Origin of the sequence: Rhodopirellula baltica SH 1 (assembly GCF_000196115.1) — a bacterium.
GTDB lineage: Bacteria > Planctomycetota > Planctomycetia > Pirellulales > Pirellulaceae > Rhodopirellula > Rhodopirellula baltica.
In genome coordinates this window covers 3,540,398-3,558,934 of record NC_005027.1, presented here as the reverse complement: position 1 = coordinate 3,558,934, position 18,537 = coordinate 3,540,398, and the positions used below count along the sequence as shown (strand labels likewise).

The 18,537-nt window shown below is 55.7% G+C and carries 15 protein-coding genes; 5 read left to right on the top strand and 10 right to left on the bottom strand.

Going from position 1 to position 18,537, the window contains the following annotated elements; all coding sequences use genetic code 11:
• Window position 1: 1 nt before the first annotated feature.
• Together RB_RS13700 and RB_RS13695 are read left to right on the top strand one after the other, a co-directional pair.
• Window positions 2–634 (top strand): nucleotidyltransferase domain-containing protein, encoded by a 633-nt coding sequence (locus tag RB_RS13700; RefSeq protein ID WP_011121049.1) that lies wholly within the window; start codon window positions 2–4, stop codon window positions 632–634.
• The gene (locus RB_RS13695; RefSeq protein WP_011121048.1) at window positions 624–947 is read left to right on the top strand and encodes a hypothetical protein; all 324 of its coding nucleotides are present in this window, start codon (window positions 624–626) and stop codon (window positions 945–947) included. The genes RB_RS13700 and RB_RS13695 overlap by 11 nt, the downstream gene beginning before the upstream one ends.
• Before the next feature lie 522 nt (window positions 948–1,469).
• Here the strand turns inward: RB_RS13695 and RB_RS28105 are convergent.
• From RB_RS28105 to RB_RS13675, 4 genes are all read right to left on the bottom strand, one after another.
• Complete coding sequence (locus RB_RS28105) at window positions 1,470–1,973, bottom strand: hypothetical protein (protein WP_011121046.1); 504 nt, start codon at window positions 1,971–1,973, stop codon at window positions 1,470–1,472.
• Between the two features lie 43 nt (window positions 1,974–2,016).
• Entirely contained in the window at window positions 2,017–3,039 is a 1,023-nt protein-coding gene (gene fba, locus RB_RS13685; protein WP_007333980.1) for a class II fructose-bisphosphate aldolase, read from the bottom strand.
• A gap of 148 nt (window positions 3,040–3,187) precedes the next feature.
• Window positions 3,188–3,820, bottom strand: a complete 633-nt coding sequence (locus RB_RS13680; protein ID WP_007326131.1) for a superoxide dismutase — start codon at window positions 3,818–3,820, stop codon at window positions 3,188–3,190.
• A 78-nt stretch (window positions 3,821–3,898) separates the two neighbouring features.
• Complete coding sequence (locus tag RB_RS13675; RefSeq protein ID WP_007326130.1) at window positions 3,899–4,651, bottom strand: response regulator transcription factor; 753 nt, start codon at window positions 4,649–4,651, stop codon at window positions 3,899–3,901.
• A 721-nt stretch (window positions 4,652–5,372) separates the two neighbouring features.
• On the opposite strand from RB_RS13675, the gene RB_RS13660 reads away from it, so the two are divergent.
• Window positions 5,373–6,689: a citrate synthase gene (locus RB_RS13660; RefSeq protein ID WP_007326127.1), complete on the top strand. Its 1,317-nt coding sequence runs from the start codon at window positions 5,373–5,375 to the stop codon at window positions 6,687–6,689.
• A gap of 51 nt (window positions 6,690–6,740) precedes the next feature.
• On the opposite strand, the gene RB_RS13655 is transcribed toward RB_RS13660, so the two are convergent.
• The gene (locus RB_RS13655; RefSeq protein WP_037201134.1) at window positions 6,741–7,073 is read right to left on the bottom strand and encodes a hypothetical protein; all 333 of its coding nucleotides are present in this window, start codon (window positions 7,071–7,073) and stop codon (window positions 6,741–6,743) included.
• Window positions 7,074–7,216: 143 nt separating this feature from the next.
• Complete coding sequence (locus RB_RS13650; RefSeq protein ID WP_007326125.1) at window positions 7,217–7,387, bottom strand: hypothetical protein; 171 nt, start codon at window positions 7,385–7,387, stop codon at window positions 7,217–7,219.
• 88 nt (window positions 7,388–7,475) lie between these two features.
• On the opposite strand from RB_RS13650, the gene RB_RS28335 reads away from it, so the two are divergent.
• Window positions 7,476–7,598: a hypothetical protein gene (locus RB_RS28335; protein WP_007326124.1), complete on the top strand. Its 123-nt coding sequence runs from the start codon at window positions 7,476–7,478 to the stop codon at window positions 7,596–7,598.
• A 358-nt stretch (window positions 7,599–7,956) separates the two neighbouring features.
• Entirely contained in the window at window positions 7,957–9,099 is a 1,143-nt protein-coding gene (locus tag RB_RS13640) for a tetratricopeptide repeat protein (protein WP_081585001.1), read from the top strand.
• A gap of 17 nt (window positions 9,100–9,116) precedes the next feature.
• Here RB_RS13640 and RB_RS13635 read toward each other — a convergent pair whose 3' ends face one another.
• From RB_RS13635 to RB_RS13620, 4 genes are all read right to left on the bottom strand, one after another.
• Window positions 9,117–10,199, bottom strand: a complete 1,083-nt coding sequence (locus RB_RS13635; protein ID WP_164921997.1) for an L-threonylcarbamoyladenylate synthase — start codon at window positions 10,197–10,199, stop codon at window positions 9,117–9,119.
• A 74-nt stretch (window positions 10,200–10,273) separates the two neighbouring features.
• The gene (locus tag RB_RS13630) at window positions 10,274–15,628 is read right to left on the bottom strand and encodes a DNA repair ATPase (protein ID WP_011121034.1); all 5,355 of its coding nucleotides are present in this window, start codon (window positions 15,626–15,628) and stop codon (window positions 10,274–10,276) included.
• Between the two features lie 2 nt (window positions 15,629–15,630).
• Window positions 15,631–17,691 carry a flotillin family protein gene (locus RB_RS13625; protein ID WP_011121033.1) on the bottom strand — a complete coding sequence of 687 codons (2,061 nt, stop codon included), beginning with the start codon at window positions 17,689–17,691 and terminating at the stop codon, window positions 15,631–15,633.
• Between the two features lie 106 nt (window positions 17,692–17,797).
• Window positions 17,798–18,520: a hypothetical protein gene (locus RB_RS13620; RefSeq protein WP_011121031.1), complete on the bottom strand. Its 723-nt coding sequence runs from the start codon at window positions 18,518–18,520 to the stop codon at window positions 17,798–17,800.
• Window positions 18,521–18,537 lie beyond the last annotated feature (17 nt).

Below are 18,537 nucleotides of genomic sequence, written 5' to 3'. Positions count from 1 at the left end.
GATGCACATTTATGCGTTCGGTTCTATCTGCCGCGGTGAAATTGACGCCGCCTCTGATATTGATTTGCTTGCAATTTTCGAAAAAGACTCGCCGGAAATCGACCCCAATAGATTTTCGGTCTATTCGCTGAAGCGGATTCGCGAAATCTGGTGCTGTGGTAATCCGTTCGCGTGGCACCTGTTTGCCGAATCGACCATGTTGTATTCGGGAGATGGGTCAGACCCCCTTGCGTATCTCGGACGACCTGCGAAATATTGCTGCGCTGTAAATGATTGCACGCGGTTTTTGAATCTGCTTGAACGTTCGTTCGTGCAACTCAGAGCCGGAACACCAAGCCCAGTTTTCGAGTTGTCGAATGCGTTTCTTGCGATTCGTAACTTCGCTACCTGTTTTTCACTTGGCCGACTGTCAGCGGGCGTGTTTTCGCGTCGATCGCCTCGACAGCTTGGAGTCTATTCGCTTACTATCGAAACGAATGCATTCGACGTACTCGAACGAGCGAGGATGCTGTGCACGCGCGGCTTTGGCAACACAATCACCCCCGCAGAAGTCTCGATCGTAATTTCCGAGTATGAATCAATTTTGGAATGGATGACCAACTTGCTTACGGAGATCACCAAGCATGAAAGTTGATTTCTATCATCGAATCGAATTGATGCGTGAGGCTCTGTTGGTTGTTAACTCTCAAGACTGTTGGAAAGAGGAGCTTTGCGGGTTGTCCGTGAACGCTATAAGCCGATGGGCTGTTGCAAGTGGGCTTGCAGACGAATCTGCGATCGTTGTTTCATTGACAAGAATCTCGCGAAAGTTGGGATTTCTTGCGACTAAAAGTCAGCTCGCCATAGTCGATGACAAAGAAAATGTCGAAACCGAACTAAAGGCCGACATGCAACAGCTGAAAGCGATTTTGATGGAATTCGACTCTTCAGAAACTTCTCTCGAATGATCTCTGCTCATTTTGGTAGCCGTTTTTTCAAACTTTTGCAATTGCCGATCCACCACGAAGAAAACGGTAAATTGGTCGTTGTGTCGTGGTTGCGACAGATGCGAGGTCAGCCTCGAAGTGCTTCTGCGGCTTACGCCGAAGTTTCTTCCTGCCCTTTTTAGAATGCTCCGATTTTATCGACCAGCATCCGTCGCGTTTGCTCGAACAATCCAGGAAAGTCGCTTTCCCTTCCCAGATTCGGAAGTCCAGCAAGGAGCATTCAGCCCCGTCGCACGTCGAGTGGAGCCTTCTGGATGTTGTCGACGGCAACGCAGGAGATTCTCCAAATTTCGATGAGGTTTCTATCTGCTGTCCAGCGCTATTGCAAAGTGAAAAAACACTCGAAGGGCACAAGCGACGAATACAGAGCCACTGTGAGAAAGTGAAGCAGGTAAACCTAATCCCAACTCTCATATAAGTTCTGCGGGCACCCCACTCACCCTCACGAACGCCTGAACGGCGTCGCTCGACCCTTCCAAAACATCATTTTGGGAGAGGTACGCCATGTGGAAATCTGCCGAAAAGCGATATCAGAAAACTGCACGTTCCCGAAGCGGGCGAGGGGTGCCAGGGCATCTCAGGTGAAAACTTGCGCAAACCAATACGTTTCACATCACCAAACAATTCACCGTCCAGGCAAAGACGCGGAACGGTCCACAGGACAGATCTCAAGCCGACTGAATCATCGATCCTCATTCCAAGCTTTGGGGCAGCACTCGTCTTTGACGAGAGAGTAGAACAGTTGTCCTCAACTGTTTGCGTGGCAGCTTCAGAATTGTCGAGCAGCATGGCGCGAATGTCGAGATCGGTGAACGCTTGGAGCCGCTCGGGAGGTTGAGTTGTCAGGCGGAACAATTGAGACAATTGTTCTACTCTGGCGAGCGTAAAAACGCTCGGCTTCTGAACAAGCTTGGCGACTGGCGTTGTGGTCGGGCCAAGATCGCATGAAAAAAGCCTGGAGCGGAGGGTTCCGTTCCAGGCTTTCAAGTCGTGTGTCGTTCGCGTTTAGGTGAGTGAAACGCGAATTGGATCAGACTGCGGCGCCGAGAGTGGCACGCAACTTGGCACCGTTGCCGGCTTGGCCGAAGGCGGTCATGCGAGCGACGCAGACGTCCTTCATCGCGGCGCGGGCTGGTTTCAAGTAAGCACGTGGGTCGAAGGCGGCTTTGTCTTCGGTCAAGACTTTACGGATCGCTCCGGTGATCGCCATGCGGCAGTCAGTGTCGACGTTGATCTTGCGAACACCGCTCTTGATACCACGCTGGATTTCTTCGACTGGCACGCCGTAGGTTTGCTTCATCTCACCACCGAACTGGTTGATGATGTCTTGCAATTCTTGTGGCACGCTGCTGCTGCCGTGCATGACCAAGTGGGTGTTTGGGATCTTGGCGTGGATGGCTTCGATGCGATCCATGGCCAAGACTTCGCCGGTTGGCTTGCTGGTGAACTTGTAAGCACCGTGGCTGGTTCCGATCGCAACGGCCAATGCGTCGACGCCGGTTTCTTCCACGAAGCGTTGTGCTTCATCGGGATCGGTCAACAATTGATCATGGGTCAACGTTCCGACTGCACCGTGGCCGTCTTCTTGTTCGCCACCACCATCTTCGAGCGATCCGAGGCAACCCAGTTCGCCTTCGACGCTGACGCCGCGAGCGTGTGCCATTTTGACGACTTCAGCGGTGACTTTGACGTTGTAGTCGTAGTCGGCTGGGGTTTGGCCGTCAGCTTCGAGCGAGCCGTCCATCATGACGCTGGTGAAGCCATTTTCGATCGCCGACAAGCAGGTCTCGGGGCTGTTGCCGTGGTCTTGGTGCATGACGATTGGAATCTGTGGGTACAGTTCCGCCGCGGCGACCATCAGGTGACGAAGGTAAGTGTCTTGGGTGTAAGCACGAGCGCCACGCGAAGCTTGGATGATGACCGGCGAATCGGTTTCATCGGCAGCTTCCATGATCGCCTGGATCTGCTCCATGTTGTTGACGTTGAACGCCGCAACGCCGTAATCGTTTTCGGCGGCGTGATCCAAGACAACGCGAAGTGGGACGAGTGGCATGGCGTTCAATTCCTGAGGAGTCGTGTTTTTTTAGTGGGAAAGCTCGCAATTATCTCGGTGAATGACCATTTCGCAAGGGCATGAAAAAACCGCTCACCCGGGAATGGGCAAGCGGTCTGGTAAGTCAATTGAGTTGCCGACTCAGCGGTTACTTGGCAGCCGCAAAGCGGGTGGCAACGGCGTCCCAGTCAACAACATTCCAGAATGCGGAGATGTAATCGGGACGACGGTTTTGGTAGTTCAGGTAGTAAGCGTGTTCCCAAACGTCCAATCCCAGGATTGGCGTGCCGCCAATGCCGGCGACAGCTTCACCCATCAGCGGGCTGTCTTGGTTGGCGGTGCTGCCGACGTGCAGCTTGCCACCGGAGACGTACAACCACGCCCAACCGCTACCGAAGCGAGTTGCGGCGGCGTTGGCGAACTGTTCTTTGAAGGCGTCGAACGAACCGCAAGCTTCGTCGATGGCGGCGGCCAAATCGCCCGATGGCGAGCCACCTTTGCCAGGACCGAGGACCGTCCAGAACAACGAGTGGTTGGCGTGTCCACCGCCGTTGTTGCGGACTGCGCCGCGTTTGTCATCGGGAACAGCCGACAGGTCGGAGATGACTTCTTCGATCGACTTGGAAGCCAGATCGGTACCAGCCAACGCGTCGTTGGTCTTGGTCACGTATGCGTTGTGGTGCTTGGAGTGGTGGATTTCCATCGTCCGCGCGTCAATGTGCGGCTCGAGGGCGTCGTAGGCATACGGCAATTCGGGCAGCGTGAAAGCCATGGTGCTCATAGGGGTTTGTGGGTGGCGGAAATAGAGACTTCGTCTTCGTCGATAGCGTACCAAGACGTCCAGAGACGGGCGAGCGGGTCAGTTGGCCGATGTCTCGGGTTCCAACGTTTCCGGTTCCAAAACGAACCGGTATCCCGCGTCACGAACGGTCAACAGATGAACCGGTTCGGCAGGCGATGGCTCGATGGCTTTGCGAAGTCGAGCGATGAATTGGTCGACCGCGCGGGTTTGCAAATTCCCGGACATCTCCCACACCTGCGTCAGCAATTCGGATCGGTTGATCACTCGTTCAGGGTTCTCAACAAAGTAACGCAGCAAACGGAGTTCCTTTGGCGTCATCTTGATGGGTTGGCCATCGACTGAAACTTGGTGCGTCCGAAAGTCCGCTTCGACTCGTCCGAACGAGATCGAATCAACCGTTTCGGGGACGGGCGGAGCTGCTCGAGGTGCGGTGCCGGCTGGTGAAGTTTGCAACAAGTTTTTGACGCGGCTGATCAGCTCGTACAAATCAAAAGGCTTGCTCATGTACTGGTTCGCACCAACGTCGAACCCGCGTGCGCGATCTTCGGACAACGTTCGGGCGGAAAGCATCAGGACGGGAGTCGTGTTGCCCGATTCGCGAATTTGTTCGCAAACGGTGTATCCGCTCATGCCTGGCAACATCAGGTCCAGCACGATCAAGTCGATCGAACTGCCAGAATGTTCAATCAATTGCAACGCCGAGGGGCCGTCTTCGACCAACGAAACGCGATAGTCTTCGGCCTCGAGGTTGTATTTGATGCCAACACCGAGGTGCCGCTCGTCTTCGACCACCAAAATATGAGCTCGCATCCGACTCCTCGGGACTGAATGATTCATTCGCGGGCGTGCAGGAAATCGATCCAAACGGATTCGATTCGGCCAAGCTTCGCGGGGAACTTTTCACGTCACGCTATGCAATGGACGAGAAAACGATTTGGCCAAGTGGGGGCCGTCAATGGTTTGGGCACCGCGCAGTGCGATGAACGAATTGTGACACGGAAAAACGTTCGAACCAAGACGCCCCCTGCGATCCCGCCAATCAAGTAAGGTCGTGCAGTTTTGAAGTGCCGTGCTCGCAAAGTTGAAATCACCCTTCTGTATGCAGTTGGGGAGGGTCGGAATGCGAGCGTTCAGCGAGAATTCCGGGGAGGGAAGTGCGCGCCGTTTCCCATGTTCGGCCCTCACCCTCGCGTACGCCTGAACGGCGTCGCTCGACCTCTCCGCAAACTTTGTTTCGGGAGAGGTGCGCCGTGTGTAAATCTGCCGAAAAGCGGCACTTCAAAAATGCACAACCTCCACGACGGGAGCCGGGATGGTTTCACGTTGGTAATTCCGCGACCAAATTTCTCGTTCGGAGAACATGTTAGGAATGGGTGAACCCGGACGGGTGAGAGCGTCAAAGTCCAAAATCGTCCTCTCTGACCGTCGGATGTGGGTCCCGCTGATTGTCGCTTGCATGACGCAGGGCTACACTACGTCTGTCACCCCCAAGACGTCCCGCCAACTCGTACATTGCATCTACAGATCGCCCATGAGCTCCTCCTCCAGTTTGGAAATTCAACGAGCCGACACCGTCCGAGTCCAATTCGGGGATACCAACCTTGAGTTGCCTTTGGTCGAAGGTTCCGAAGGTGAAAAAGCGATCGATATCAGTCGTTTACGTGCTGACACTGGCGTGATCACCTTGGACGATGGCTTCGTCAACACGGGCAGCACTCGCAGTGCGATCACGTTCTTGGATGGCGAAAAAGGGATTCTGCGTTATCGCGGGTACCCGATCGAGGAACTGGCCAAAAGCTGTGACTTCGTCGAGGTCGCCTACCTTTTGATCTTTGGCGATCTGCCAAATGCTGAAGAGATTGAAACGTTTCGTTCAGGGATCCGCGATCACACGATGATCCACGAGGACATGCGGTCGTTCTACAACGGCTTCCCTCGTGACGCTCACCCGATGGCGATCCTCAGCAGCGTTGTCGGTGCACTGTCAACGTTCTATCAAGATTCCATGGATCTGAATGATCCGCGACAGGTCGAGATTTCTCTGTATCGCTTGATTGCGAAATTGCCCACGATCGCGGCATACAGCTACAAGAAATCGATGGGCCAACCGTTCATGTATCCGAAGAACGAGTTGGACTACTGCGAGAACTTCTTGCACATGATGTTCGCGACGCCGACCTCCGATTACTTGGTCGACCCCGATTTCGCGGAAGCACTGAACTTGCTGTTTATCGTGCACGCGGACCACGAGCAAAACTGCAGCACGTCGACCGTTCGGATGGTTGGCAGCAGCAACGCCAACTTGTTCGCGTCGATCTCGGCCGGCATCGGTGCATTGTGGGGACCGCTTCACGGCGGTGCCAACGAAGCTTGCGTGAACATGCTCGAACAAATCGCGGCCGACGGCGGCGACGTGAAGAAGTACGTCGACATGGCGAAGGACAAATCCAACGACTTCCGCATCATGGGCTTTGGTCACCGCGTTTACAAAAACTCGGATCCACGAGCGACAATCATCCGAGCGAGCTGCGATAAGTTGCTGGCCAAATTGAACCTGGATGATCCATTGTTCGAAGTTGCTCAAAAGCTAGAAGAAGTCGCGCTCAAGGACGAATACTTCATCGAGCGGAAGTTGTATCCCAACGTCGATTTCTATTCCGGCGTGATCTACCGAGCGCTCGGCATTCCGGTCCAGATGTTCACGGTTCTATTCGCCATTGGTCGTTTGCCCGGTTGGTTGGCTCACTGGCGTGAGATGCATGCCAACCCAGCCTCGCGAATCAATCGTCCGCGTCAGATCTACACCGGCGCGACGCAGCGTGATGTGGTTCCAGTCGATCAACGCTAGTTGTCGAGCGGAACGCAGGCATGGACTGGTTGGTGCGTAGGCCAGATCGGTCTACGCGAAAGAAACGTCTTTTGTGTAGAGGTCCAGCATCTGGCCTTGGACCTTGACGGCGCGAAGCAGCGTCCACAATTGGTCCGGACTGAATTCAACCGGGCCATCGTTGAGCAGTGTGTCCAACTCGTGTGAAACTGCCGCGTGTTGGTCGGTCGCCGCTTCAAAGCGGAAGCTGACGTTCTGCCAAACCGACTGCAACACGGCGGGATCATCCAGCCGCGAAGGGTTGTCTTCTTGGTTGAGAATCATCAAACAAAGGCGCGCAACGTCCGTCGGCGACAATTCAGGTCGCAGCTGCGAAACTTTCTCGGCGAGTTCGTGACACTTCATAATGAAGCGTACGTTACCGGTGCGAGAGGGCTCAAAAAAATCAGCGGAAAACTTCTCGCGTTTGGCAATTGTTTGCCGAGCCAACACGCCCGCAAAACTGCGGTGAATTTCGACGCCGTAGCGTGTCGTTACTGTGACACGGATCAGTCCAACGGAGTCGTGTCCGGTTCGATCTTCAATCCGCTGAGCACTTCATTGAGCTTGGCTTCCAAGTCATCCAGCTGAGCGAGCACATCGTCTTGGCGGCGTTCCAACTCTTCCAGCAGCATTCCAGGAGCTTCTGCTTCTGACTCAGCGAGAGAATAAGGCAACATCAAGTGCATTCCGGTTGGAGACGAACACGTTGGACGTGCTCTGGTGTGATCCATCACGCAAGCGATCTCACGTCGCGATGCGTGTGAGATGACCTTCGCTGTTGCTGATCGATCGGCTGATTCTGCGACGGTTTGCACTGACGATTCGGTCGTGACGGTCGGTCCGGTCAAGCAATTGATTCCGGTCCAATTGCCTGTTCCGGTTTGGTAAACCTTGCCGGCTCATTGGCAGACAAAAAACTAGCTCGGCTGGAGGAAGATTGAATTCACCCTCCTGAACGCAGTTGGGGAGGGTCGGAATGCGAGCGTTCAGCGAGAATTTCGGGGAGGGTGGCGCGCTGGATCCAATGCTGAGCCCTCCCCTCGCTTCGCTCGACCCTCCCGAAGGGAGGGTGATGAAAAGCGCTACGCAGTACAGCACTTCAAATTACTCGACCCTTCCAAAGGGAGGATGATGAGAAACGCCTGGTAGCACATCACTCAGAAACTGCGCGGCCTCGAGACTTGGGCAGCTTGCGAGGTTGGCGACGTTTTTCGAGCTGTCTGGCACTGGGGATTGCGAATTTGCTATGCGTGATGGTGGCGCCACCTTCGTCGTGCGGTGCCGCTCGTCTTCTTCCGGAATCAACCTCGTGAAACCGTTGCGTTTTCCAACCGATTGGCATCCAAAGCGATGCGACCGATGGATGCGTTTGCTGCGGTCTGAGACGGTTGCTCAGTGGTCGAAGAGGACATTGCGACTGGGCCTGTTGCTGACGTGTTTCACGTCGATCCCGACCTCAACGGGGTGCCGGGGCATCGGACGTTTTGGCGAAAGTCGGCAATCGATCGCCGCACGAAGGCTGTCGCGTCAGGGCACGAAAGCCATGCGTCAGGGTGATTGGACCGTCGCGGAAACGCTGTTTACAGAGGCTCTCGACGTATCCAACGTCAACGACGCGGCTCACCGTGGGATGTCGGAATCGCTGTGGCAAAAAGGACATCGCGAAGAGGCAATCGCACACCTCGAAAAAGCGGTGCAGCTTTCGGCGGGCGACCCCAAGCACATGCAGCGTTTGGGGCGGATGTATTTGGAAGTTGGCCGAGTTGACGAGGCGGCCCGCCAGTGCCAGATCGCGTTGGATTCGGATCGTGAATGGGCTGCCCTTTGGGCTCTTTGGGGCGATTGCCAAGTCGCTCGCAACGAAAAAGACGAGGCGCTTTCGGCGTACCATCGAGCGTTGTCGCTGCAGCCGGATTATCCGTACGTGCAATTACGAACGGCGGAAATCTATCATCAACAAAAACGATACGACCGCTTGCTGGCGACGTTGGACCGACTCCGTGAAGACACCGAAGTCGTTGGAGACGTTGATGAAGCCATCCGGCCCGGAGCGGCGGATTTGCTTCGAGGAATCGCAATGCGAGAACTGGGCCGGACCGAAGAGTCGGTTCAGTACTTCATTGCGTCGGCACAGAAGAATCCAGAGGACGCGACTTCGCGATTGCAGTTGGCCTCGATCGCGGTCGAAACCGGCCAACCGGAGATCGCTCAAACCTGGTTGGCCCAAGCGATGCGGTTGGATCCTTCCGCCACTCGAAATGCCGGATGGAATGTCGAGACTTGGCTCGCCGTGCCACCGGGAATGGTGCAACCGGACAACCTGCCAATTCAATCATCGCCGCCAATCATCGCGGCTCAACCGGATGCGTCTCGCCCTTGGTTGCAATGATGTCGCTGGTGGCGGTATCAACGTCCAAGCGGTGCATCATCTTGGTTGGATGCACGATGCAATCGATCGGAAATCGCGGCGATCAGGTTGGCGTTTCCTGATTCGATCCAATCTTCGACGTTCATCTGATCGATTTCAATTTGGTCGAACTCACCCGAGTCCGCCCGACGCAACGTCTCGTACAGCCGGTTTGCAATTTCGAGCGGATCACCGACCGCCGATAGACTCCAAACGTCTGCGTAACCGGGCAATGAATTGGCCGGTCCGCGGAGCCGAATTCGAAGAACACGAAGGTCGTTGTTTGCCGGCGAAGCGTGCTCGGTCTCACGAACCAAACGCAACGGTGTTCGAGGCGAATAGTGCCGGCGGTGCAAACCCGGTGAAGCAGCCGGTGCATCAGACGGAGGGTGCGGTAATTCAATGTTGGATGACGAGCCTGACAGAACGGGTTCTCCAAACACGCTTTCTAGTTTTGTCGCCGAAAGAACGCCTTCGCGAAGAATCGTTGGCGGAGCGTTTGGATCAGCGATCGAAAGCACGGTGGACTCCAGACCGACATCGCAGACGCCACCATCGAGCACCCACTCGATGCATTCTGCCAAACCATCGGTCACGTGCTCGGGGCGAGTCGGGCTGACGTAGTTGGAAACGTTGGCGCTGGGGGCGGCAATCGGAAGCGAGACTTCGCGCAGCAATTGCAAAGCGACCGGGTGCGCAGGAACTCGCACGGCCACGGTGTTTCCTCCCGCGGTGACACAGTCGAGCACCGCTTCGGATTTCGGTAACACCAGTGTCAGCGGGCCGGGCCACAAGGAGGACGCGGCTTCGAACCGCCGACGCGTGATTGCCGAATCCAACACGACCAATGGATGGACCGCACTGGCATCACCCACGTGCAGAATCAGCGGGTTCGTCGAGGGGCGTTGCTTGGCCGCGAAAATTTTGGCGACGGAATCGGGTTGGTCGCCACGAGCGGCCAAGCCGTAGACGGTTTCGGTGGGCAATCCGATTAGCCTCCCATCGCGCAGGGCTTGGCCGGCGAGCCGGATCGATTCCGGCGTGGCAGGCAAAATCTTCGGATGGGACGCGTGGGAATTCATGACGAAGAAGTCTGATTCATTCCCGCGGAATGACAAGATCCCGGCGACACAGAAGTCATCCCCGGCAATTCAGCTCATTCGCCCGGTGATTGAAACGAGTCTTCCACGTCACGAAAAGTCTTCAGCATCAGGTCCATTTGCTCCTGCAATCGGCTGAGGTCACGGCTGTTGTCGATCGATTCTTCCAGCAGCGGACGCATCCATTCTTGCATCAAATGGAATTGGCCTTTGACCAAGTCGGCGATCACGCGTGGGACTTTGTGTTGCACCAGGATCTTCTGATCCGGCGGCGAAGCGGCTTGTTGCCGAGAGATCGCTTCGAGCTGAGTCGCGGTGGATTCCAAACGGCCCGACATCAATTCGCCCATCGATAGCAGCGTTTGTCGCAGCGTGTCGACTCGCGAATCCATGCGTTCTTCGGCCGAGTGATCTTCCATCGCGATGGCTTTGGCGATGACTTGGCGGATCGATTCCAGGCCATCTCGCATGGACGCGAGTTGGCGGAGTACCTGAGCGACTTGGTCTTCGCCGTCCATGCCCGCCATTCGGACACTTTCAACAAACGCATACTTGATCGCGTCCCAGCGTTGTTTTTCTTCCGGCGTCAGGATGCCCATCAGTTCCTTGAACTTCAGGACGTTGGCTTCGTTGTCCGTCGTCAGCGTTTGAGCATCTTGTTCGTAGTTGCTGATAATCAGCGATTGCAGTTCGGCATCGTTCATGACCGGAGCGACTCGTTCGGCGATCCGGTTCATGTTCCGATAACTGCCCTGCAGTTTGAACGGAGGTTCGGTTCGGTAGTCATCCGCTTGCGCGGCCGAGCGGATGTAGGCACGGTTGACCCGCAGCACGACATCACGGACTCGCAGCAATTTGCGAGTGACTTCGAACATGTCCCGAATTTGGTCCATGCTGAAGGCTGCTTCCAGATCGATGCCCTCGACTGAATCTCTGCCAGCGGCGGAGATGATCGCTCGTGCGTCCGATGGTGACGCGTTGGAAAGCGGTGCCAGGGTCACGTTGCTGGTCAAGCAGTTCTCGAGATAACTCATCTCGAACGCGTCCGCGGACTCGCCGATGATTTCGCCCAAGTTGTAGACGTCGGCACGGTTGGAAAGCATGTCGGGGATTTGGAAGCGATCGCCCGATTCGGTGTACGGGTTGCCCGCCATGACGACGGCGACTCGGCGGCCACGCAGGTCGTACGTTCGCGTTTTGCCGTCTCGAACCCCTTCGATTTTTCGTGTGGCATCGCACAGCGAAATGAATTTCTGCAGCAATTCCGGATGCGTGTGCTGGATGTCATCCAAGTACAGCATCACGTTGTCACCCATCTCGAGTGCCAAGTTCAATCGCATGACTTCTTCGCGAGCCGCGGCGTTGGGGGCTTCCGCTGGATCCAACGACGTCACACCGTGACCGATTGCTGGTCCATTGATTTTCATGAACACCAGTCCGAGTCGGCTGGCGATGTATTCCATCAACGTCGTTTTGCCGTAACCGGGTGGCGAGATCAGAAGCAACAATCCCATGCGGTCGGTTCGTTTGTCTTCGCCGACCGTGCCCATTTGTTTGGCAAGGTTGTCGCCGATCAGTGGCAGGTAAACTTCGTCGAGCAATCGGTTGCGGACAAAACTGCTGAGCACGCGAGGTTTGAATTCATCCAAACGCATCGATTGGCGAGCCGACTCAACACATTCGGTTTTGGCTTTATGAAGCGAGCGGAATCGCGGCACCACATCTTCGCGGTATTCACGCAGTCGGGTGATGAATTCATGATAATGCAGCGGCATTTCGCCTCGTTCAATTCGGGCGTGACTGCCAACCAAACCCGCTAAACGTTTCGCGACCGGAACGTCGAGGACCTCGGTCGCTGGTTGAGTGGTCGCCGCGGTTTTCTTGGCGTCCATCGCTGATTGGAAGATCAGCCAAGCCAACTCGTCTCGATACCAATGCGGTGAATCGCCGGTTTCGTTTGCGTCCCCGGCGGCACGTTTTTCGAGAAACGCATCGGCCCAGTTGCGAGCCAGCACAAAGGTGTGGACGGGAGAGGCTGTGTTGGGTTTCAATCCGCCGAGCACCCAACGTTTCTGATCCGATTCGGGAAGCGAGCGAAGGAAGTCTTCGTGCAACGTGTTTGCTTGGCCGCTGATGGCGACCTTGTCGGGGGCGCTGGTCAGTTGTTCAAACAGGTAGTCGGCGATCCGTTCCGGCGTGATCGCTTTTTCGAACAGTCCAATCCATTCGGATTGATGTTCGGCTGCCAGTTCAGTCAAGTGCTGACGGAATTCCACGGCAGGTTGGGCTTGAGGGAACGCTATTGCGAGCTTGGCAAAACCCGCGATCCAGTTTTTCATTTTGGTGCGTTGCTTGGTGTCAAGAAAGCATTGCCACCAAAGCTGAGACGCGGTGCGAAGCGAGGGAGCATGCCGGAGCAGCCCAATGGAACGATCCAGTTCGATCAGTCCTCGCAAGATGATCGAGGTGTCCACATCGTGAACCCCTTTGGCGTAGCCCTCATCGAATCGACCCGCCATCCGCTCGGCGATCCAAGCTGAATTCAACGTTTCTATATCCTGAATCGATTCCGCTTGCCCGGATTCGAATAGGTCCATCGCCAAGAATTCGGCTCGGTAAACGTCGGAGTTCTCGCTGATCAGCGATTGGTTCCAGATATCACGAGCCGCGATCAGTCGCTCGTCGTCAATGGGATCGAAGTACTGCGTGCCAGTCAGGTGCAAGCAGAGTTCGTTGTTGCGAAGGACCGTGGTGAGATCCAGCGGTTGAGTGTTGACCGCGAATTTCCGTTCACCCAGCCGGATGACATCGCCACCCTCTTCGTAGAGATCCTGGCGATCTTTCAGTCCCCGCAGCGCGTCTTCGCGAAGCGTTTTCAGGCGGCTTTGTAAATCGCCAACGCGAACGGCATCACCCAGTTCATCGAGTTCTTCGATCAGGCTGCGGATCTTGCCGACCATCAAGTCGCCCGCGAAATACGCTGCGATTTGATCGATCGATTCCATGTTGGAAACGCGATGCTGGATCCCGCTAAGAATTCGTTCGGCGGCGGAACTGAGAGCTTCGGCGCGGCGATTGCGTTTTTCGACCAACGAAACTTTTCGCGATTCGAAGGCCGCGTACACGTCTTCACGACGGTTGGCGAGCGTCTCGATGAACTCATCGAACTCGGCAAAGCGACCTTCGAGTTCTTCGAGTTGCACCATGACTTTCGTCAGGTACTCGTCGCAGCGCGCGGGCGTGTCGCAGACGTCGAGGTAGCCGGTGGTGGTTTGTTCGAGCAGTTTTAACTGCGAGGCGAATTCGGCTCGGCCTTCGACGCCGATCAGTTCTTGTTTGCGATTCTTCAGCGCACTGCGAACGCGGTTGACGGTGGCGAAGACGTCGCCGATCGCATCAATGATCGTTGTGCGTTGTGTCGCGTCATCGATTTGCAGGTTGCTCACCGTTTCGGTCAGCAGTTCCAAATCGGCAGCCGATTGATCGATCTCCGCTTCGAGTTCCTTGGCTTGAGCAACGCCTTCGATTTCGGGGACGCGGGTTTCGGCTTCGGCAACTCGATCGCGATAAGGTTGCAAGGCGTCTTCGCCAAGCAGGAATTCGACACATCGACGGCTGAGACGATCCGATTGTTCGGCGGTGATGGTCTCCAATTCCTCGACCACCGTGGTGTCGACAAATCGAAGTTCACGCAGCGCGATCGCACGTCCACGCTGAACTCGCAATTGGGCGAGCGAGGCGACGAACTGGTCAATCGAAGTGAAACGCGAACGTTCGATCTCTTTCAGCGTCGCGTTGGTGTCGGATTGAACCTGACGAGTTTGTTTGGCGGTGGCTTCGCGAACACGAACGACTTTTTCGTATTCTTCGATCGCCGCTCCCGCCGTTTCGCGAATTTTGCGAAGTGGTTCGGCGAGGTGATGGGTCTCTTCGTTGTCGATCCAGAAGTAGCTGTCCAGGACATCGCCGGACTTCTTGGACAGGTCAATGTACAGGTCGTTGTAGCTGTCGTCCTTTTCGATCAGTTGCAGCAATTCGCTGCACTCGGCCATCCCGCGAACCAAATCTTTGTTGCCGATCTTGAACAGCAACGAATCGGTTTGGTTCTCGGGCAGGTAGTCTTCGCTAGTGAACGGCGTCTGCCAAAGCTGGATCGCGTGGTGTTTTTGCGGCGTGTCTTGGCCTTTGAAGCAAACCATTTCGCCGGCTTCGAAGAACGTTTGCCCGTGGCACACGAGCGGTGTGTCGACGGATTGACGGATCTGGTTGTAACGCAGTTGGATGTACGTTCCGTCTTCAACGTTGGAAAACAGATACAAGCTGTCTTCACCGTTGGGCGAGTTGATCGTTCGCTCGTAACGCATGTCGACCAAGCCATGGTCGAAGCGTTTGAACTCACCGGATTGCAGGTAATAACCGCCGGGGAAGATCAGGCCTTGATCGCCCGGTAGCATCACGCAGGCGTGCTGGATCTCGTCCAACCGGATCGCTTGGTTGATCTTCCCGTTGAAGATGATGTAGCGAAATTGGTTCTCTTGATACGGTTTGATCTTGAGCAAGACCAAGTGACCGACGATCGCGTAATGGATTTCTGCGTCGTCGAGTTTTTGGTCAAAGTTGTCGACCGGTTCGGCGTAGATGCCTTCGCCGACGCTGGTGTTATTTTCAACTTTGATCGTCAGGTCGCCGCCGACGGTTTCCACGAACACGCGGTCGTCGATGGAGATATGCGGGTGCTCACCGTAGTGATGCATGTCCCGCGTGGTCCTCTGCCAGCGGAATTCGTGCTGGTCGGGCAAGCGGACTTCGTGATCGCTGCGGTTGTCGACGTATTGCAGACCGTCGGGACTGCGCCGCCATTTGAAGGATTTGATATCGCGAGCGGTTTTGCCGACTTGAAACACCATGTGCAAGATCGGACCGGACACAAAGAAACGCAGGAACGTGGTGTCTTTGTAGAACCGGTACAGCTCGTGGAAATCACTGACGAAACGATCGTCCATGATCCGCTGAAGCGGCCGTTCATGGAACTCGGTGGATTCCATGCGGTAGATCGAGAACACATCGGCCAGCTCGATCTCGGTTTTCAACCCGAACTGAACGTTGTATCCGAACAGAAACTCGTCACCGATCGAGACAATGTCTCGGGGGACGCAGTTGTGTTCGGTGGTCACCCGCTGCGTCGCGATCAATCGCGTTTCGATGTTCCCGAAGACTTCGCCGCGGTCTTCGTTCAGCTTGGCGAGTCGATCGCGAAGATCACCGGCGGCGGTGCGAAGGCGGTTGCGGAGGACCTCGTAGGTGCCGCCGGACATTTGAGCGGCGGCGTCCTTCGAACTCCCTGCATCCGATCCGCCGTCACCAGCAGCACCGGGCAGCGAAGCCGCTTCGGGGGAAGCGTCCTCAGCCACGATCAGGCCTTCTTCCCGTTAGGGGAAACTTTTTTCGCTGGAACGGTCGCGGGCTCGGACGTGAGCAAACGACTGACCTTTTGATCGGCGACGTTGGCGGTTCCTGCCATGCTGAGCAGACTGGTCAATTGCGTCCGAACATCGTCGGTGCTGGACATGCCCATCAGTTTGGCGATCAACGCCGCGATCGACAGGTCCTTGACGCCGTCGGTGTCCAATCCGAACTGGGCGATCAATTCTTTGACTTGATCGCGGAAGTAATCCGCGTTGCCGTCGAAGAACGTGTTCTTGATGTCGGTCGCGACTTGGCTGTTGTAGACAAATCGATCGATCGCTTTCCCGCCTTTGACCGCGGAAGTGATCTGTTCGAAGAATTCTCCATCGCCACCGACGATGTCGATGCGAGCCGCTTGCAGGGCTTCGCCGATCACGCCAGCTTGGCTTTCGGCGATTCCGCGTTGAGCTTCGATCGCAGCGACTTCGACGAACTTCTCTTTCTCGAGTTTGAGTTTGAACTCTTCGTGGTCTTTGCCGACGCCATCCAGCTTCTTCATCGCTTCGGCTTTCTCGGTGATACCGGTCGCTTCGGCCGTGTATTTCTCGCGAGAAACCTTGGCTTCGGCCATGCCTTCTTTCTCCAACGAAATGGCTTTGGCTTCTTGAACCTGTGCTTCGGCCAAACCAGCGGCAGCGGCTTGAGCGGCTTCGGCTTCGGCCAGCATTTTCGTTGCAGCGGTTTCTTTTTCGGCCGCATCGCGTTTGGCTTCGGCTTCGATGCGGACTTTTTCAGCCAGCAACTCGCTGCTTTCCTTTTCGGCTTGAGCCAGCTTGGTTTGGCGAATCAGTTCTTCTTCCGCCTTCATTTGAGCTGCGGTGATCTGAACCGTCTTTTGACGTTCGGCCTTGGCGTGTTCTTCGGTGTCCTTGATTCGTTCTTGTTCTTCGACCACGGCACGTTCGACCGCGACACGTTCTCGAATCACTTCTTGGATGTTGCGTTTCTCGATTTCGATCGCCTTTTCTTTTTCGACTTCGGCGACGCCCACGACACGCAAGCGTTCGGTGGCTTCCAAGTCGCGGTCACGGTTGACGCGTTCGAGTTCAACCGCATCCGTCTTTTCCTTGTTCCGCATCGCGACCAAGATTTGACGAGATTTGTTCTCTTCGGCGATCCCGATTTCTTCTTCGGTTTGGATCCGGGCTCGTTCTGATTCCAGTCGTTGCTCTTCACGAACTTTCGCCGCGGAGGCTTGTTCACGCGAAGTGATTTCCGCGATTTCGCGTTGTTGTTTTTCGACTGCTTCGACGCGTTGACGTTCCAGTTCGAGGATTGTTTCTTCCGCTTCGACGTCCTGCTTCTTCAGCGTCTTTTCTTTGTCGCGGGTGAACTGGTTTTCCTTGACCTTTTCCATCGAGGTCAGTTCGGTGATCTTCTTGATGCCCTCGGCGTCGAGAATGTTGGTTGGACTGAGCATGTCCAACGGGGTTTGTTCCAGGTAATCGATCGCGGCGTCGTCGAGCCGGTAACCGTTGAGATCAGTGCCGATGACTTTGAGGATTTCTTCTTTGAACTTGTCGCGTTGGTCGTACAGATCGACAAAGTCAAATTGCTTGCCGACCGTCTTCAGTGCTTCACTGAATTTCGCGTCGAACAGTTCACGCAGTGTTTCCAGTTCGCTACAGCGTTTGGCACCGATCGACTGAGCGACCTCTTTCATTTCCTCGGGGCTCTTGTCGACACGCACAAAGAACGCGACTTTGATGTCCGCGCGAATGTTGTCGCGACAGATCAAACCCTCGCTGCCCTGACGATGGATCTCAAAGCTTTTCAGCGTGAGGTCCATGAACTCGTATTGCTGGATCAGCGGGATGATCAGCATGCCTTCGCCGGTCACGGCTCGGACGCCGCCAGCACCCGATTTCACAATCGCTCGGTCGGGGCCCACCTTGATGTAGTAGCTCTTGAACAGCAGAGCGACGACAAGACCGACAAGGAACAGGCCTCCGACGACGATGATCAATGCATCTAAACCGACGGAATCCGTGATGAGAGCAGCCAGCATGAGCGTTCTTTCGTTTGTTTGACCGCGGGATGATTCGACGGACGAATCCTGAAAACAAGTTGTCTGTAGGTCAGGCGTGGAATGTCAGTCGTGAGGGCGCGCCGAATCACGCCGAGGCGGAAGATTCAGCGCGTACCAGATAAGTTTTGGTGTCCCGATCATAATCCAACACCGTGACGCGTCCCCCTTTTGGGATAATTTCCCCACCGGTTCGGACGGAAATCAGCAGGGGGGCCGCATCAGTTGCAAAACGTGCACGACCGAACGATTCGTCGGCCTGGCGGGTTTCGATCACCGCCGATCCACCGACCAATCGGGAAGCATGAAATTCAGTCGGTGGAACCAACATGTGGTGCAGTGGCCAGGTGACGATTTTGGTCGCAACAATTCCGAGAACGCCGTTGCGAATGGTCAACAATCCGCTGGTCAGGAACGTGGGGTCGTAACGCCGCACGTCGTATCCAAACCACAGGTAAAAGCTGATCACCCAGAACAAAACGCTGAAAACGGACAGCCAAACAACCAGGGGAACTCGGGCCAGATTCATGGCACGAAGCGTTGCCGCTCCCGTGCCGCCGAACCAATCGCTATGCATCGGTTCGCCGGTCGCATCCATGCCGAGATCGCCACCGACATCACCGGCTAAATCGGGGGCATCGAGATCCGGAACGTCAAGATCGACGTCTACATCGACATCGGCACCAAAGTCGACCACGCCCAGCAAAGCGATGGCGGCGTAGAGCAGAAACAACGCGGCCAGAACGGTGGCTGGCCACATAGGGCCGACAAGGATTGAGTCGATCCGATCTGTCCAAGTGGTCGCCAACATGCGTCTGTCTCCTGAAA

Coding starts and splice junctions, on each gene's coding strand:
- RB_RS13700 (WP_011121049.1), top strand. CDS start 2: ATGCACATTTATGCGTTCGGTTCTATCTGCCGCGGTGAAATTGACGCC.
- RB_RS13695 (WP_011121048.1), top strand. CDS start 624: ATGAAAGTTGATTTCTATCATCGAATCGAATTGATGCGTGAGGCTCTG.
- fba (WP_007333980.1), bottom strand. CDS start 3,039: ATGCCACTCGTCCCACTTCGCGTTGTCTTGGATCACGCCGCCGAAAAC.
- RB_RS13680 (WP_007326131.1), bottom strand. CDS start 3,820: ATGAGCACCATGGCTTTCACGCTGCCCGAATTGCCGTATGCCTACGAC.
- RB_RS13675 (WP_007326130.1), bottom strand. CDS start 4,651: ATGCGAGCTCATATTTTGGTGGTCGAAGACGAGCGGCACCTCGGTGTT.
- RB_RS13660 (WP_007326127.1), top strand. CDS start 5,373: ATGAGCTCCTCCTCCAGTTTGGAAATTCAACGAGCCGACACCGTCCGA.
- RB_RS13655 (WP_037201134.1), bottom strand. CDS start 7,073: ATGAAGTGTCACGAACTCGCCGAGAAAGTTTCGCAGCTGCGACCTGAA.
- RB_RS13650 (WP_007326125.1), bottom strand. CDS start 7,387: ATGTTGCCTTATTCTCTCGCTGAGTCAGAAGCAGAAGCTCCTGGAATG.
- RB_RS28335 (WP_007326124.1), top strand. CDS start 7,476: ATGACCTTCGCTGTTGCTGATCGATCGGCTGATTCTGCGACGGTTTGC.
- RB_RS13640 (WP_081585001.1), top strand. CDS start 7,957: ATGCGTGATGGTGGCGCCACCTTCGTCGTGCGGTGCCGCTCGTCTTCT.
- RB_RS13635 (WP_164921997.1), bottom strand. CDS start 10,199: ATGAATTCCCACGCGTCCCATCCGAAGATTTTGCCTGCCACGCCGGAA.
- RB_RS13625 (WP_011121033.1), bottom strand. CDS start 17,691: ATGCTGGCTGCTCTCATCACGGATTCCGTCGGTTTAGATGCATTGATC.
- RB_RS13620 (WP_011121031.1), bottom strand. CDS start 18,520: ATGTTGGCGACCACTTGGACAGATCGGATCGACTCAATCCTTGTCGGC.